Origin of the sequence: Streptomyces sp. NPDC001816, from assembly GCF_042892235.1 — a bacterium.
Taxonomy (GTDB): domain Bacteria; phylum Actinomycetota; class Actinomycetes; order Streptomycetales; family Streptomycetaceae; genus Streptomyces.
In genome coordinates this window covers 911227-927153 of sequence record NZ_JBIATY010000003.1, presented here as the reverse complement: position 1 = coordinate 927153, position 15927 = coordinate 911227, and the positions used below count along the sequence as shown (strand labels likewise).

The following is a 15927-nucleotide window of genomic DNA, read 5'->3' as shown; positions in this document are numbered from 1 at the left end:
GCCGGATCAGCTCCCGTTCCCGTAGGCCGCCGCCGCGTCCTTCTCCAGCTTCGCCTGGGCGCCCGCCACGTCCTTCGGGTTCTTCAGGAAGTCCTGCAGGTCCTTCCACTCGCCCTTGCCCGGGGTGCCGCCGAAGGCCTGCGGGGCCTGGTCGGACATGTCGAAGCGGAAGTCGTCGCCGGACGCGATCAGCGCCTTGGCGATCTTCTGCTGCACCGGGTTCGGGTAGGCCGAGTCCGGCACGTTCTTGTTCGGCGAGAGGTAGCCGCCGAGCTTGGCCTGGATCGTCGCCGCGTCCGGGGAGGCCAGGAAGGTGGCCAGCGCCTGCGCCGCCTTGGAGTCCTTCAGGATGACGGCCGCGTCACCGCCGGAGACCACCGGCGCGGTCGAGCCGACCGCCGGGAACGGGAACACCTTCGCGTCCGTGCCCACCTTCGCCTTGGTGTCACCGATGTTGACCTGGACGAAGTCGCCCTCGTAGACCATCGCCGCCTTCGGCTGGTCCCCGCCGGTGAAGGTCTGCGTGACGGAGTTCGGGAACTCGGTCTGCAGGGCGCCGTCCGCGCCGCCCGCCACATAGTCCTTCTTGCCCCAGATCTGGGCGAGCGTGGTCAGGGCCTGCTTCACCGAGGGGTCGGTCCACTTGATCTTGTGCTGGGCGAGCTGGTCGTACTTCTGAGGCCCGGCCTGGGACAGATAGACGTTCTCGAACCAGTCCGTCAGCGTCCAGCCGTCGGCGCCGCCGACCGAGAACGGGGTGACACCGGAGTCGTACACCGCCTGCGCGGCGGTCAGCAGCTCCTGCCAGGTCTTCGGCTCCTTGGCGCCCGCGTTCTCGAAGGCCTTGGCGTTGTACCAGATCAGCGACTTGTTGGCGGCCTTGTAGTAGACGCCGTACTGCTTGCCGTCGACCTTGCCGATGTCCTGCCAGCCCTGCGAGTAGTTCTTCTGCAGCTCCTTGAGCGCGTCCGGGCCGAGCGGCTTGGCCCACTTCTTGTCCACGGCCTGCTTGATCGCGCCCGGCTGCGGCAGCAGGGCCACGTCCGGCGGCTGACCGCCCGCGATCTTCGAACCGAGGAAGTTGATGATCGGGTCCTGGGCGGGCACGAACGTCACCTTCGCGCCCGTGCGCTTCTCGAACTCCGCCAGGACCTTCTTGAAGTTCGCCTGTTCGGTGCCGGTCCAGACGGCGGCGACCTCCAGGCTCGCGCCGTTCAGTTTCGGCAGGGTGACGCCGGAGCCACTCGCGGTGGCCCCGCCGCTCGTGTCGCCGCTGCCCTTCTTGTCGTCGCTGCTGGAGCAGGCGGTGAGCGCAAGGGCTCCCGCGAGCAGCGCGGCGACCGTGGTGACGGCCCTGTGTGTCCGGATGGTGTTGCTGTTGCCACGCATCACTTCCCCGTTCGTCGTTCTTCGCTGAACTCAGAACACTGTTCCGTGCGGTCCGGTCTACGCCGGGCCGCACAAGGGCGGCAAGACCGCCTGCGCCGTCCGGCGGGTCATCGTGACCGGCTCGTGATCAGGGAAGTATGCGTACCCATTCCCGTTCATTTTCCCGCTGGTTCCCGCTACAGCAGCGAGGGCACCTCCGCCGCGGCGACCTCCCGGGCCGCCCGCTCCACCGCGCTCGCCAGCAGGGCCAGGTCGGTGGGGCCGTTGCCCAGTTCGCGCACGGGACGGCGGGCCGGCGGATCGCCCATCCGCTGCCACTCCAGCGGGACGACCGTGGGCCGCTGGGTCGCGGTGCGCGGGATACGGCCCGTCACCCGGCCGCCCTGGAAACCGACGGTCCGCCCGTCCGCGTAAGCCAGCCTGCCGCGCCCCGGCGCCGGCTCCTCGGGCCCGGCCGCCGGCGCGTCCAGCGTGACCCGCAGGGTGGCCTGCCGGGCCGGCTCCGACTCCGCCGTACGACCGCCCGTCCCGGCCGCGGCCACCAGGTGCACACCGAGCCGCTCGCCCTCCCGGGCCACCGCCTCCAGGGCCCGCATCACCGATCCGGCGGCGGGCCGGCCCGGCGAGCCGAGCGCGGGGGAGACCAGCGCGTCCAGGTCGTCGACGACCACGAGGAGCCGGGGCAGCGGCGGCGCGGGCTCGGTGCGCCTGCGTGCGGCGCCGGGCCGCAGCCGCAGCGTGGAGCTGGGCGGCGCCTCTATGTCCCCGGCCCCGGAGGCCGCCGGGCGCCCGCCCGGGGTGCGCTGCGCGACGATACGGCCGGACACCTCGCGCCCCGCGTGCCACTCGGCGAAGTCCGTCCGGCCGAGCAACTCCGCGCGCCGCTTCAGCTCCGCGCTCAGCGACTGCGCGAACTCCCGCATACGGACGGGGTCGTTGGCGATGAGGTGGGTCGTCACATGGGGTATGTCCGTGCAGACGCGCAGCCCCTCACCGCGCCCCGCGCCCGCGCCGACGCCGTCCCGGCCGTCGATCAGCACCATGCCCAGCCGGTCGGGCCGCTCCGCGGCGGCCAGCGAGGCGACCAGGGCCCGCAGCAGCTCGGTACGGCCGCTGCCGGCCGGCCCCTCGATCAGCAGATGCGGCCCGTCGGCCACCAGGTCGGCGGTGAGCGGGCCGTGCGGCCCGGCACCCAGCACCGCCCGGGCCCGGCCGCCCAGCGACTCCGTGTCGTCCGCCGCGTCCGCCCAGCGCGCCATCAGCGAGGCCGGGGTGGCCCGGGCCAGACCCAGCTCGTCCAGCAGCCGCGCCGACTGCGGCAGCGGTACGGCCACGCGCGCGTGCCGCTCGCCGACGGGGCCGTCGGGCCTGAGCGGCGCCAGCGCCCGTGCGAACCGCTCCGCCCAGGCGGGGGAGACGGCGTCGACGGTGGCATCGGTCCCCGGGCCCACGGGCCCGGTGGGCGCGACACGCATCAGGTGCAGCGCACCGGCGACATCGCCGCTGAGCAGGGCCACGGCCCCGCAGTGCCGGAAGGTGGGGGTGACCGCGCAGGCCGCCTCGTACGTCTGCGCCACGGGCGAGGCGGGCGTGGTGGCCGCGGTCTCGGCGAGGCAGACGACATGGATCCCGGCCCGTGGACCGGCCACGGCCAGCCGCGCCAGGGCTTCCTGCAGAGAGGCGCCGCCGGGGTCCCCGTCCACGACGACGACGGTGAACGGCCCCGGGAAGCCACCGAATCCGTCCAGTGCGGCGCCTTCCCTGGCCCAGGAGGGGCGGCGGGCGGAGGTGGTGTAGCTGTGCGGGGGGACGGAGGCCGGGTCCGGGGCGGTGCGGTGGGCCGTCCCGGGTGCCGCTGCCGGTGCGGCGGGCGAGGCCTGTCCGGCAGGGCCGGTGGACGGGGCGACGGCTCCTGTCGCCGAGGCCGGCTGGGCCGTGCCCCGGCCCGTCGCCGCGAACTCCTCCACCCGGCGCAGGAGTTCCTCCGTGCGGGCCGCCGCCTGTTCGCGGTCGTAGGCCAGCAACAGGCGGCAGTCCTGGCCGTGGCCGGGGCGGACGTGCGGGAGCCAGCCCAGCCAGGACCACTCGGCCGTCCGCTCCTCCTCGGGGCGGCTGCGGTCCGCGCTGATCAGCACGATCTCCAGCAGGTCGGGGGAGTGCAGCGCGGCCAGCTGGGCCAGCACCGCGCGGGCCAGCCCGGACAGCCGGGGGCGCGGACCGGCCAGACCCAGCGCACCCGCCTCGCGCAGCGCGGCGGTCACCGGTACGGCGGGCAGCACGCCCGAGCCGTCCGGTGCGCTCCGGTCGGCCGTGCCAAGGCGCACGGTCAGCGCCTCCGGGTGTCCCGGCCCCCGCTCCCACAGCCGGGGCCCGGGACCCAGCGCCGTCAGCAGCAGCGCGGCGGGGTCCGGCCAGGTCTCCGGCAGCTGCGGGACATCGGCCGAGCGCACGCCGCCCGCCCCGGCGTCCGTGGCGCCGTACGCCTCCGGCCGGGCCACGGGCTGCTCTCCGCGCCCACCGGCCAGCCGCCGCGCCCAGGCGCCTATTCCGCCCCGGCGGCGGCCGCCCTCGGGTGCGTCGGTGCCCCGCAGCGGGGTGTCCTTGCGGCCGCGACCCTCTCCCGCGTCGCTGCCGGAGGAAGCACGGCCCGACGCCGGGCCGCGGGCCGTCGCACCGGCATCGGCGGCCCCGGTCAGGCCCCTCGGGCCGCCGACGCCGTACGGCCCCGCGTGCGTGTCCCCGCCACGGGAAGTGGAACCGGGCATGCCGGGGGCGGCTATGTCACCGCCCGGTCCGTCGGCCCTGTAGTGGCCTGCGGCAGTGCGTTCGCCGCTGGTGGTTGCGCCGGGCATGCCGGGTGTTGGGTGTTCGCTGTTCGGTCCGTCGGCCCTGTAGTGGCCTGCGGCGGTGCCTCCGCCACCGGTGGTTGCGCCGGGCATGCCGGGTGCCGGGTGTTCGCCGCCGGATCCGCCGGCCCCGTACCGGCCGGAGGCGGTGCCCCCGCCGACGGTGGTCGTGCCGGGCATCCCGGGTGCCGGGTGTTCGCCGCTCGGTCCGCCGGTCGCGAAGCCGCCCGCGTCGACGGAAGTCCTGCCGGGAGCCGGACCCGGCCCCCCTGCGCCTCCGCCGCGCGTCTCGATGCTCGGCGCTCCGCCCTGGTCCGGTACCGACGGCTGTTCGCCGCGCCGGTGCTCCTGGACCGCCGCGCCCGCGCCCGGGGCAGCCCAGCTCGCGGTGCCGTACGCGTGATGGGTCGGTCCTGAGGGGCCGTCGGCGGCCGGGCCCGCGGTGGGCTCCACGCGCGCGTGCCCGGCGGCGCCCGCCGCACCCGGATCACCGGCTTCGCCGGCCGGCCCCCGGGCGAAGCGCACGCACCCCTCCCCGTCCGGCACCGTCCGTACCCGCGCCGCGGGGCCGCCGGACGGGGTGACCCGCAGGGCGGACTCGCCGATCCTCAGCAGGGCCCCCGGAGCGAACCGCACCGCGCGGTCGCTCACCCGGGTGCCGTCCAGGGCCGTGCCGTTGGTGGAGCCGAGGTCGGCCACCGAGACACGGCCGTCGGCGGCGACCGTGACCGCGCAGTGCAGGCGGGAGACGTCCGGGTCGTCCAGCGGGACGTCTGCGTCGGCGGAGCGGCCGACCGTGATCCGGCCGCCGTGCAGCAGATGGACCCCGCCCGCGTCCGGGCCCGCGACCACGTGCAACTGGGCCGGGGCGTCGTCCAGCTCGGGATGCGGCTCGGGGGCCGCAGGGGTGCCCAGGGACAGCACGGCGCCGTCGACCAGGGGAGGCTCGCCGAGGGTGCAGCGGCGCGGGTCCAGTCGCTCCGCGCCCGCGTACAGGACCACCGAGGCGCCGCCGGTGTCCCGGCCCGTGCCGCCGTCTCCGGTGACCGTCGTGGCCAGTGCCGACGCCACCGCGGCCAGGTCCGTGCCCGCGGGCGCCGTCACCAGCACGTCGCGGCTCGCGGCGCGGCCCCGCTGCGGGGACGGGCCCAGCGGGTCTACGACGGTCAGCCGGATCTGCATCGGCGCAGCGGTCCCTTCTGCCCGGGCGCGGACATCCCCCACCCCCGCACGAGCACGTCGGCCAGTACTGCACGCATCCTTGCACCTGTCACTGACAACGCGCCCGCGGCCCGGTGCCAAGTGATCTTGATTGGTCAGCTCTGCCCCCAAAAGTGCCTGACCATTAATCCATCGGTGATCAGTTGAGATCGGTCACGTCCGGCACTGGGCAACCACGAGACCAAGGCGAGCGTCTTTCCTTCGAACATCGACGGGAACGCTTACGTAGTGCCCTCGGGGGCGGCACTACAGTGGGCCGGAACACCGGAACACAGGCGAACAGACAGCAGGGAGCGCGGAACGTGCGGCCAGTCGGCAGCAAGTACCTGCTCGAGGAGCCGCTCGGACGCGGCGCCACGGGCACCGTCTGGCGTGCCCGCCAGCGCGAGACCGCGGGCGCCGAGGCGGCCGTGGCCGGCCAGCCCGGCGAGACGGTCGCGATCAAGGTCCTCAAGGAGGAGCTGGCGAGCGACCCGGACATCGTGATGCGGTTCCTGCGGGAACGCTCCGTCCTGCTCCGGCTCACCCACCCGAACGTCGTCCGGGTCCGCGACCTGGTCGTCGAGGGCGATCTGCTGGCCCTGGTCATGGACCTCGTCGACGGGCCCGACCTGCACCGATACCTGCGCGAGAACGGCCCCTTCACGCCGGTCGCCGCCGCGCTGATGACGGCGCAGATCGCCGACGCCCTCGCCGCGAGCCACGCCGACGGCGTCGTCCACCGCGACCTGAAGCCCGCCAACGTGCTGCTCCAGCAGCTCGACGGCCGGATGCACCCGATGCTGACCGACTTCGGCATCGCCCGCCTCGCCGACTCCCCCGGACTGACCCGCACCCACGAGTTCGTCGGCACGCCCGCGTACGTGGCGCCGGAGTCCGCCGAGGGCCGCCCGCAGACTTCCGCCGTCGACATCTACGGCGCCGGCATCCTGCTGTACGAACTGGTCACCGGCCACCCGCCGTTCTCCGGCGGCACCGCCCTGGAGGTGCTGCACCAGCACCTGAGCGCCGAGCCGCGCCGCCCCTCCACCGTCCCGGACCCGCTGTGGACGGTGATAGAGCGCTGCCTGCGCAAGAACCCCGACCAGCGGCCCAGCGCCGAGAACCTCGCGCGCGGGCTCCGGGTCGTGGCCGAGGGCGTCGGCGTGCACGCGAACGCCGCCCAGATCGCCGCCGCCGAGGGCGTCGGTGCCCTGCTGGCCCCGGACCCGGCCCCGACCGCCGTCCCGGGCGTGCCCGGCGCCGCCGACCCCACCCAGGTGCTGCCGACGAACGCGGGGGCGTTCGACCCGAACGCGGCGACCAGCGTCCTGCCGCACACCGGTGGCCCCGTCGGCGCGGCCGACCCCACCGCCGTCCTGCCGAACACCGGCGCGGCCGACCCGACGGCCGTCATGCCGCCGATGCCTCAGGGACAGCCGGGCCAGCACCCCGATCAGCCGCACCCCTGGCAGACCCAGCTGCGCGCGGCCCGGGACCGCAACGAGCAGACGCAGATCCAGTACCTCGACCCCGACGAGGACCCCCTGCGCCGCCGGCCGCAGCGGCAGGTCGCCCGGCCGCAGCAGCAGCCGCGCCAGGCCCCGCAGGCGCGCCCGCAGCAGCCGCAGCCGCGCGGCCGGCAGCAGCAGCCGCACGCCGGGTACGGCTACCCGCAGCAGCAGCCCCAGCAGTACGCCCCGCAGCAGCAGCCCCAGCGGTACGCGCCCCCCGCCCCGGAGCCGCAGCGCCCCGCGCGCGAGCCCCGGCCGGCGCGGCAGCGCAGCGCCAACCCGATGAAGATCCCCGGACTCGGCTGCCTGAAGGGCTGCCTGTTCACGATCGTCATCCTGGTCGTCGCCAGCTGGCTGATCTGGGAGCTGACCCCGCTGCACACCTGGGTCGGCCAGGGCAGGGGCTACTGGTCCCAGCTGAGCGACTGGGCCGGGAAGGTGGGCTCCTGGCTCAAGGAGCTGGGCTCGGCCTCCGGCAGCGGCAACTGACCGCGAGTTTGGGGATTTGTCGACACCTGGCGGGTGATTTCCGTCTCCGCGGTGAAGGTTGGCTCGTTCGGCGCGTAGTTTTGTCGGCTGGGAGTCGTCTGTCGGCTGGGGGTCCGGGGGTTGGCCCCCGGAATGACGCAGCGTCGGCAACACGCGTCAGTAGGAGCAGTCTTGGCACGGAAGATCGGCAGCCGGTACACCGCCAACCAGATCCTGGGGCGGGGCAGCGCCGGCACGGTGTGGCTGGGCGAGGGACCCGAGGGGCCCGTCGCGATCAAGCTCCTGCGTGAGGACCTCGCGTCCGACCAGGAGCTCGTCGGGCGCTTCGTCCAGGAGCGCACCGCACTGCTCGGCCTGGAGCACCCGCACATCGTCACCGTGCGCGACCTCGTGGTCGACGGCAACGACCTGGCGCTCGTCATGGATCTGGTGCGCGGAACGGATCTGCGCACCCGCCTGGAGCGTGAGCGACGGATGGCCCCCGAGGCGGCCGTGGCGATCGTCGCCGACATCGCCGACGGGCTCGCGGCGGCCCACGCGTCCGGGGTCGTGCACCGGGACGTCAAGCCCGAGAACGTCCTGCTGGACATGCAGGGCCCGCTCGGCCCGGGCGGCGCGCACCCCGCCCTGCTGACGGACTTCGGCGTCGCGAAGCTGATCGACTCGCCGAAGCGGACCCGGGCCACGAAGATCATCGGCACACCGGACTACCTGGCCCCGGAGATCGTCGAGGGCCTGCCGCCGCGCGCCTCGGTCGACATCTACGCCCTCGCGACGGTGCTGTACGAGCTGCTGGCCGGCTTCACCCCCTTCGGGGGCGGGCACCCGGGGGCAGTGCTGCGCCGCCACGTGACGGAGACGGTCGTACCGCTGCCGGGGATCCCCGACGAGCTGTGGCAGCTGATCGTGCAGTGCCTCGCGAAGGCCCCGGCGTCGCGGCTGCGGGCGTCGGAGCTGGCGTCGCGACTGCGGGAGCAGCTGCCGACACTGACCGGGATGCCGCCCCTGGACGTCGACGAGCCGGACGCTGAGTCGGCCGAGGAGGGCTCGGAGGAGGCACCGGCCCCGGCCGCGCCCGGGGAGCCCGTACGGCGCCGGGGCGCGGTCCCCCTGGTGCCGGGGGCCAAGCCGGACTCCAACCGGGACACCCACACGTCGATGCGGGTGCCGGCGCCCGACGAGCTGGCGGGAGGAGCACGGGGCACGGCGCGAGCGCCCCGCACGTCGGGCGCGCCCCGCCCCGGCTCGGCCCGCCACCGCGCCGTCGCCCGGCGCCGCAGGATCACCCTGAGCGTCGCCGGGGTGGTCCTGGCCGCGGCCATAGGGGTGGGTGCGTGGGCGGCGACCTCCGGGGACGACGAGCCGCCGCAGGAGACCCACAGCACCTCGACGCCGTAGCCGCGAGGCAGATCGCAAGGCTGGTGAAGAGGTGCTCCTCACCGCTCGGCCCTGGCTGCCCGGCGGAGCCGTTACGCTGGAGGCGTGGCAGTCGTCGATGTATCCGAAGAGCTGAAGTCCCTCTCCTCGACCATGGAGTCGATCGAGGCCGTCCTGGACCTCGACAAGCTGAGGGCAGACATCGCCGTGCTCGAGGAGCAGGCGGCCGCGCCGTCCCTGTGGGACAACCCGGACGAGGCGCAGAAGATCACCAGCAAGCTCTCCCACCTCCAGGCCGAGGTCAGGAAGGCGGAGGCGCTGCGCGGCCGGATCGACGATCTCGCGGTCCTCTTCGAGATGGCCGAGGAGGAGGACGACCCGGACACCCGTGCCGAGGCCGAGTCCGAGCTGGCCTCCGTGCGCAAGGCGCTGGACGAGATGGAGGTCCGGACGCTGCTCAGCGGTGAGTACGACTCCCGTGAGGCGCTCGTCAACATCCGCGCCGAGGCCGGTGGCGTCGACGCCGCCGACTTCGCCGAGAAGCTGCAGCGCATGTACCTGCGCTGGGCCGAGCAGCACGGCTACAAGACCGAGCTGATCGAGACGTCGTACGCGGAAGAGGCCGGCATCAAGTCGACCACCTTCTCCGTGCAGGCGCCGTACGCCTACGGAACGCTCTCCGTCGAGCAGGGCACGCACCGCCTCGTGCGCATCTCGCCCTACGACAACCAGGGGCGCCGCCAGACCTCCTTCGCGGGCGTCGAGATCCTCCCCGTGGTCGAGCAGACCGACCACATCGAGATCGACGAGTCCGAGCTGCGGGTGGACGTGTACCGCTCCTCCGGCCCCGGCGGTCAGGGCGTCAACACCACCGACTCCGCGGTCCGCCTGACCCACATCCCCACCGGCATCGTGGTCTCCTGCCAGAACGAGCGGTCGCAGATCCAGAACAAGGCCACCGCGATGAACGTCCTCCAGGCCAAGCTGCTGGAGCGGCGCCGCCAGGAGGAGCAGGCCAAGATGGACGCCCTCAAGGGCGACGGCGGCAACTCCTGGGGCAACCAGATGCGTTCGTACGTGCTGCACCCGTACCAGATGGTCAAGGACCTGCGCACCGAGTTCGAAGTGGGTAACCCCGAGGCCGTGTTCAACGGCGAGATCGACGGTTTCCTGGAGGCCGGCATTCGCTGGCGCAAGCAGCAGGAGAAGTAACTTTGTCGACATGACAACTGCCGCCCGAGAGGCGGCAGTTGTCATTTGTCTGGGTTTTACATCACACTCACAGGCTCCAAGTCCCCCCAAACGCCGTCCCGTCGGACATTGCGCGCGCAACGGCCTTGACGTTGCTTTGAAAAATGGGAAGGCTGAAGCGTGGCATGCGTATCTCTGGGGCGCATGTGAACCGGGGGAATTGGCGCACATCTCGTCACTGCTACCTCCGTCGATCACGGCAAGCCCCGCACGCCCGCCTCATTGACGAACAGCTACTGGGGGTAGCAACCATATGACGAAGAAGACGCGGATCCGGGTCGCGCGGATAGCCGCCGGTGCCGTGATCGCGGCCGGCGCCTCACTGACCGCCGCGGGTGCCGCCTCGGCTCTGGACCTCGGTGTCCAGGCCGGTCCGATCACCCTGGGCGTGAGCGCGGACGGCGACGACGCAGGGACCACCGGTGGCTGCGACCCCGTCGGTGTCTGTGACACCACGGGCGGCACCACCACGGGTGGCGACGACTCCACGGGCGGCACCACCACGGGTGGCGACGACTCCACCGGTGGCACCACCACGGGTGGCGACGACTCCACCGGTGGCACCACCACCGGCGGCGACGACAGCACCGGCGGCACCACCACCATCGGTGGCGTCATCGGCGGCGACACCGGTGGTGACAGCTCGACCGGTGGTGACAGCAGCACCGGTGGTGACAGCTCGACCGGCGGCGACAGCAGCACCGGTGGTGACAGCTCCACCGGTGGCGACAGCTCCACCGGTGGCGACAGCTCGACCGGCGGCGGCAACAGCTCCGGTGGTGACAGCTCGACCGGTGGCGACACCGGCGGCAACGGCAACTCCGGTGGCAACGGCAACTCGGGTGGCAACGGCAACTCGGGCGGCAACGGTTCCTCCGGTGGCAACAGCAGCACCGGTGGCAACGGCCACACCACCCCCGACGGTGGCAACAACAACGCGTCCCAGGAGGAGGGCTCCTCGGCCCTCACCGACACGGGCTCGGACACCTCGGCCCAGGGCGGCGACAAGCAGCTCGCCGAGACCGGTGCCGGGCAGACCGTGTTCCTGATCGTTGGCGCCGCGACCATGATCGCCGGCGGTGTCGGCTTCCGCGTCCTGCCGCGTCTGGTGAACGGCCGGGGCGGCGCGGCCGCCTGAGCGTAGCCTCACGGTCACGCACTGTAGGCACAGTGGAGACGGAAGGGCCCGGAGCTTCGCGCTCCGGGCCCTTCCGGCGTTCCTGAGGCCTTCTTACACGGTCTGGTGCGCCAGCAGCGCCACCGCGGCGATCAGCACCGCCAGCAGTGTGATCAGCGCCATCGGGTTCAGCCCGGCGAAGAAGCCCTCCTGCTGCTGCAGCCGCTCGCGGTTGGCACGGCACACCGGGCACCGGCCCTCACTCACAGGCGACGCGCAGTTCGCGCACACCAACCGGTCGTACGTCATGCGCTCGCCCTCCTTGCACCGGCCATCACACATATAACGCACACGGGAACGAGAACGTTCCCCCTCCACTCTGCCAGGTTCCCGCGGAGCTTGCGCGGGGTGCCGGTACAGCCCGTGCCCCTGGGTGGGGAAGCTCACGCTCGTTGAAAAGTCCCGTACAAAAACGCACAAGCCTCCACCAACCCCGCCCGGACCCTGCGCCCCCGGCCCCGGTTCGCGTATGGTCACGCACATCTACCCCCGGCGACCCGTGGTGCATCCGTGATCCGATTCGACAACGTCTCCAAGGTCTACCCCAAGCAGACCCGCCCCGCGCTCAGGGATGTGTCCCTGGAAGTGGAGAAGGGCGAGTTCGTCTTCCTCGTGGGGTCCTCCGGCTCCGGAAAGTCCACCTTCCTGCGGCTCATCCTCCGCGAGGAGCGGTGCAGCCACGGCCAGGTGCACGTCCTGGGCAAGGACCTCGCGCGCGTCTCCAACTGGAAGGTGCCGCAGATCCGCCGCCAGCTCGGGACGGTGTTCCAGGACTTCCGCCTGCTGCCCAACAAGACGGTCGCGGAGAACGTGGCCTTCGCGCAGGAGGTCATCGGCAAGTCGCGCGGCGAGATCCGCAAGTCCGTGCCGCAGGTGCTCGACCTCGTCGGGCTCGGCGGCAAGGAGGAACGGATGCCGGGCGAGCTCTCCGGTGGTGAGCAGCAGCGCGTGGCCATCGCGCGGGCCTTCGTCAACCGGCCCAAGCTGCTCATCTGCGACGAGCCCACCGGCAACCTCGACCCGCAGACCTCCGTCGGCATCATGAAGCTGCTCGACCGCATCAACCGGACGGGCACCACCGTGATCATGGCGACGCACGACCAGAACATCGTGGACCAGATGCGCAAGCGCGTCATCGAGCTGGAGAAGGGCCGCCTCGTCCGAGACCAGGCCCGCGGCGTCTACGGCTACCAGCACTGACCGCACGAGATCCACGGAAAGGCATAACCAGTCGCCATGCGCGCCCAGTTCGTCCTGTCGGAGATCGGTGTCGGTCTCCGCCGCAATCTGACGATGACCTTCGCCGTCATCGTCTCCGTCGCCCTGTCCCTGGCCCTGTTCGGCGGTTCGCTGCTGATGAGCGACCAGGTGAGCACCATGAAGGGCTATTGGTACGACAAGGTCAACGTCTCGATCTTCCTGTGCAACAAGAGCGACGCACAGTCGGACGTCAACTGCTCCAAGGGTGCGGTCACCGAGGACCAGAAGAAGCAGATCCTCACCGACCTGCACAAGATGCCGATCGTCGAGAAGGTCGCGTACGAGTCGCAGGACCAGGCGTACAAGCACTACAAGGAGCAGTTCGGCAACTCCCCGCTGGCCAGCTCGCTGACGCCGGACCAGATGCAGGAGTCGTACCGCATCAAACTCAAGGACCCGCAGAAGTACCAGGTGATCGCGACCGCGTTCAACGGGCGCGACGGTGTCCAGTCGGTGCAGGACCAGAAGGGCATCCTGGACAACCTCTTCCAGCTGCTGAACCTGATGAACCGGGCGGCGCTCGGCGTGATGGCGCTGATGCTGCTCGTCGCGCTGCTGCTGATCGTCAACACCGTGCGTGTCTCGGCGTTCAGCCGTAGGCGCGAGACCGGCATCATGCGCCTGGTCGGTGCCTCGGGCTTCTACATCCAGGCGCCGTTCATCATGGAGGCCGCGGTCGCCGGACTCATCGGCGGTGGCCTCGCCTGCATCTTCCTGGTGGTCGGGCGGTACTTCACCATCGACCACGGCATGGCGCTGTCCACCAAGCTCACGCTGATCAACTTCGTAGGCTGGGACGCGGTGTTGACCAAGCTCCCGCTGATCCTCGCCACCAGCGTCCTCATGCCGTCACTGGCGGCATTCTTCGCACTGCGCAAGTACCTGAAGGTGTGACACATACCAAGAGGGCCGTACGGACATCCGACCGTACGGCCCTTCGCGTTCCCCTAGACTCACGCCCATGTCAGGCCGCGACCTGTTCTGTCAGCCCCGCCGCATCCGCCGCGGGGCCGCCCTGACATTGGTGTTCGCCGGCGTCCTCGTCGCGGGCGCCGCCACCGGCTCCTTCCCGGACACCGGCCAGGCAGTCGGTGCCGGCCGCAGGGCCGCCGCGGATGCCGCGCACGCGGATCTCGGGCACGAGGACGTGCAGCAGGCCGCCGCGGAGGCCATGGCCGACGGCAAGTCGCCGATGGAGGCCGCCGAGCGGGCCGTCAGCCGCAGCGGCGACCGCTGGGGCGCCGTCTACTCCGAGGGCGAGTACCAGGAGTTCCAGGAGGCCCTCGACGGCCAGTACACCGGCGTGGGCCTGTGGGCGCGGCGCGAGCGGGACGGCCGGATCGCGGTGACCCGGGTGCAGCCCGGCTCGCCCGCCGCCGACGCCGGGATCCGCAGAGGCGACCGGCTGCGCAGCGTCGACGGCGACACGGTCGACGGACGGCCGGTCACCGAGGTCGTCTCCTTACTGCGCGGCGACGCGGAGGACGCGGCCGCCGGCACGACGGTCACGCTCGGCCTGCAGCGCGGCACGCGCGCGTGGACCGAGACCCTGCACCGGGCCAGGCTGTCCACGGACTCGGTGACTGTCCGCAGGCTGTCCGACGGGGTCACCGTCATCCAGATCGCCGCCTTCACCAAGGGCTCCGGCGACGCCGTCCGCGCCGTCGTACGGCAGGCCCCGGCCGACGCCGGCATCGTGCTCGACCTGCGCGGGAACTCCGGCGGCCTGGTCACCGAGGCGGTGGACACCGCCTCCGCCTTCCTCGACGGCGGCCTGGTCGCCACCTACGACGTCGACGGCGCCCAGCGCGCCCTGCACGCCGACACCGGCGGCGACACCGACCGGCCCCTGGTCACCCTGGTCGACGGGGGCACCATGAGCGCGGCCGAGATGCTCACCGGCGCCCTCCAGGACCGGGGCCGCGCGGTCGTGATCGGTTCCCGCACCTTCGGCAAGGGCTCCATCCAGATGCCGACCGAGCTGCCCGACGGCTCGGTGGCCGAGCTGACCGTGGGCCACTACCGCACCCCCTCCGGCCACAAGGTGGACGGCCGGGGCATCACCCCGGACCTGGAGGCGGGGCCGGAGGCCCTCCAGCGGGCGGAGACGGTGCTCACCGGCCTCGGCGATCCCTCCCAGCGCCCTTAATACGCTTCCCACCCACCCCCTCCGTGGTGCGAAAATGGTCTGCACTATGAGCAAGGGAATGTACGTACCGAAGGAGTCCCAGCCCAAGCAGGGCGGTGGGGCCGCGAAGGCCAGGGACGGCGAGAAGGGCGGCAAGCGCAAGATCGTCGCCCAGAACAAGAAGGCCCGGCACGACTACGCGATCGTCGACACCTACGAGGCCGGGCTCGTGCTCACCGGCACCGAGGTCAAGTCGCTGCGTGAGGGACGGACCTCGCTGACCGACGGCTTCGTCCAGATCGACCGGGGTGAGGCGTGGCTGCACAACGCCCACATCCCGGAGTACCACCAGGGCAGCTGGACCAACCACTCCGCGCGCCGCAAGCGCAAGCTGCTGCTGCACCGCGAGGAGATCGACAAGCTGGAGTCCAAGGCCCAGGAGACAGGTCACACCATCGTGCCGCTCGCCCTGTACTTCAAGGACGGCCGCGCGAAGGCCGAGATCGCGCTCGCACGAGGCAAGAAGGAGTACGACAAGCGCCAGACCCTGCGGGAGCAGCAGGACCGGCGTGAGTCGGACCGTGCGATCGCGGCGGCGAAGCGGAGGCAGCGCCGCGTCTAGCCGGGGCCGCCGGGAATAAGCTGGCACCGGCGTGCGTTGGTCACGTAGGATGGCACTGCACTCCACAGAGAGTGCGTCCCCCCTCTCAGGAGGGGATTGAAAAATCAACATGGGGATGATCGGTTTCGACAGCGGCTGTCGAAGCAGGGGAAGCGTGTCGAGGAAGCGGCAATGATCTCGTAAACCATATGTCGCAAAAAATAATCGCCAACACCAAGCGCGATTCCTTCGCCCTCGCTGCCTAAGTAGCGACTTGCGAAGTGTCAGCCCGGGGCTGTTCCCGACCCGGATCCTGGCATCAGCTAGGGAACTAAACCTTGATCCCGGTCACGGGGTGAAGAGGGAAACCAAACAGTGACTGGGCCTGTCGGCGACTTGTTCGCGTGATCGCCGGGGCCGAGAAAATCACAGCGGACTGCACACGGAGAAGCCCTGATTCCGCACCGTTGGACGCGGGTTCGATTCCCGCCATCTCCACGATCGGGAGGCCTCTGGCCTCTCAACCCATGTGGGCACAGGCCCCGCCGCTTCGAGCGGCGGGGCCTGTGTCATGTCAGGGCGGCCGCACACCAGGTGAAGCCTCGCTGACGGCCCAAGTGGGTGAAGGCCCCGCTGCATCGGCAGCGGGGCCTTCACCGTCGTACGGGACATACCCCCGTCATGCCCCGTACGCG

11 protein-coding genes and 1 other RNA gene are annotated in these 15927 nt (G+C 72.0%); 9 read left to right on the top strand and 3 right to left on the bottom strand.

Annotation, left to right across the window (positions count from 1 at the left end; genetic code table 11):
* Nucleotides 1-6: 6 nt before the first annotated feature.
* On the bottom strand, nucleotides 7-1389 hold the full coding sequence (locus ACFYZZ_RS15335) for an ABC transporter substrate-binding protein (protein WP_389175637.1): 1383 nt from the start codon (nucleotides 1387-1389) through the stop codon (nucleotides 7-9).
* A gap of 176 nt (nucleotides 1390-1565) precedes the next feature.
* Nucleotides 1566-5417 carry an FHA domain-containing protein gene (locus tag ACFYZZ_RS15330; RefSeq protein ID WP_389175635.1) on the bottom strand — a complete coding sequence of 1284 codons (3852 nt, stop codon included), beginning with the start codon at nucleotides 5415-5417 and terminating at the stop codon, nucleotides 1566-1568.
* 341 nt (nucleotides 5418-5758) lie between these two features.
* Here ACFYZZ_RS15330 and ACFYZZ_RS15325 point away from each other — a divergent pair, with 341 nt between their 5' ends.
* From ACFYZZ_RS15325 to ACFYZZ_RS15310, 4 genes are all read left to right on the top strand, one after another.
* Nucleotides 5759-7438, top strand: a complete 1680-nt coding sequence (locus tag ACFYZZ_RS15325) for a protein kinase (protein WP_389175633.1) — start codon at nucleotides 5759-5761, stop codon at nucleotides 7436-7438.
* 171 nt (nucleotides 7439-7609) lie between these two features.
* Nucleotides 7610-8836: a serine/threonine-protein kinase gene (locus tag ACFYZZ_RS15320; protein ID WP_389175631.1), complete on the top strand. Its 1227-nt coding sequence runs from the start codon at nucleotides 7610-7612 to the stop codon at nucleotides 8834-8836.
* Nucleotides 8837-8920: 84 nt separating this feature from the next.
* Nucleotides 8921-10027: a peptide chain release factor 2 gene (gene prfB / locus ACFYZZ_RS15315; protein WP_386581042.1), complete on the top strand. Its 1107-nt coding sequence runs from the start codon at nucleotides 8921-8923 to the stop codon at nucleotides 10025-10027.
* A 292-nt stretch (nucleotides 10028-10319) separates the two neighbouring features.
* A complete protein-coding gene (locus tag ACFYZZ_RS15310) occupies nucleotides 10320-11204 on the top strand; it encodes a hypothetical protein (RefSeq protein WP_389175629.1) in 885 nt (294 codons plus the stop codon).
* Nucleotides 11205-11297: 93 nt separating this feature from the next.
* On the opposite strand, the gene ACFYZZ_RS15305 is transcribed toward ACFYZZ_RS15310, so the two are convergent.
* On the bottom strand, nucleotides 11298-11492 hold the full coding sequence (locus ACFYZZ_RS15305) for a hypothetical protein (RefSeq protein ID WP_386581038.1): 195 nt from the start codon (nucleotides 11490-11492) through the stop codon (nucleotides 11298-11300).
* Nucleotides 11493-11753: 261 nt separating this feature from the next.
* Here ACFYZZ_RS15305 and ftsE point away from each other — a divergent pair, with 261 nt between their 5' ends.
* The 5 genes from ftsE to ssrA all read left to right on the top strand — a co-directional run bounded on the left by ftsE (nucleotide 11754) and on the right by ssrA (nucleotide 15733).
* Nucleotides 11754-12443 (top strand): cell division ATP-binding protein FtsE, encoded by a 690-nt coding sequence (ftsE, locus tag ACFYZZ_RS15300; protein WP_386581035.1) that lies wholly within the window; start codon nucleotides 11754-11756, stop codon nucleotides 12441-12443.
* Nucleotides 12444-12479: 36 nt separating this feature from the next.
* Nucleotides 12480-13397, top strand: coding sequence for a permease-like cell division protein FtsX (gene ftsX, locus ACFYZZ_RS15295; RefSeq protein ID WP_386581033.1), 918 nt, complete (start codon nucleotides 12480-12482; stop codon nucleotides 13395-13397).
* Between the two features lie 67 nt (nucleotides 13398-13464).
* On the top strand, nucleotides 13465-14652 hold the full coding sequence (locus ACFYZZ_RS15290) for a S41 family peptidase (RefSeq protein WP_389175626.1): 1188 nt from the start codon (nucleotides 13465-13467) through the stop codon (nucleotides 14650-14652).
* 58 nt (nucleotides 14653-14710) lie between these two features.
* Nucleotides 14711-15253: an SsrA-binding protein SmpB gene (gene smpB / locus ACFYZZ_RS15285; RefSeq protein ID WP_389175782.1), complete on the top strand. Its 543-nt coding sequence runs from the start codon at nucleotides 14711-14713 to the stop codon at nucleotides 15251-15253.
* 111 nt (nucleotides 15254-15364) lie between these two features.
* Nucleotides 15365-15733, top strand: a transfer-messenger RNA (tmRNA) gene (ssrA, locus tag ACFYZZ_RS15280).
* Nucleotides 15734-15927: the final 194 nt, after the last annotated feature.

What these genes read in the sequence shown, in the direction of transcription:
- ACFYZZ_RS15335 (WP_389175637.1), bottom strand. Translation starts at nt 1,389, where the DNA reads ATGCGTGGCAACAGCAACACCATCCGGACACACAGGGCCGTCACCACG.
- ACFYZZ_RS15330 (WP_389175635.1), bottom strand. Translation starts at nt 5,417, where the DNA reads ATGCAGATCCGGCTGACCGTCGTAGACCCGCTGGGCCCGTCCCCGCAG.
- ACFYZZ_RS15310 (WP_389175629.1), top strand. Translation starts at nt 10,320, where the DNA reads ATGACGAAGAAGACGCGGATCCGGGTCGCGCGGATAGCCGCCGGTGCC.
- ACFYZZ_RS15305 (WP_386581038.1), bottom strand. Translation starts at nt 11,492, where the DNA reads ATGACGTACGACCGGTTGGTGTGCGCGAACTGCGCGTCGCCTGTGAGT.
- ftsX (WP_386581033.1), top strand. Translation starts at nt 12,480, where the DNA reads ATGCGCGCCCAGTTCGTCCTGTCGGAGATCGGTGTCGGTCTCCGCCGC.
- ACFYZZ_RS15290 (WP_389175626.1), top strand. Translation starts at nt 13,465, where the DNA reads ATGTCAGGCCGCGACCTGTTCTGTCAGCCCCGCCGCATCCGCCGCGGG.
- smpB (WP_389175782.1), top strand. Translation starts at nt 14,711, where the DNA reads ATGTACGTACCGAAGGAGTCCCAGCCCAAGCAGGGCGGTGGGGCCGCG.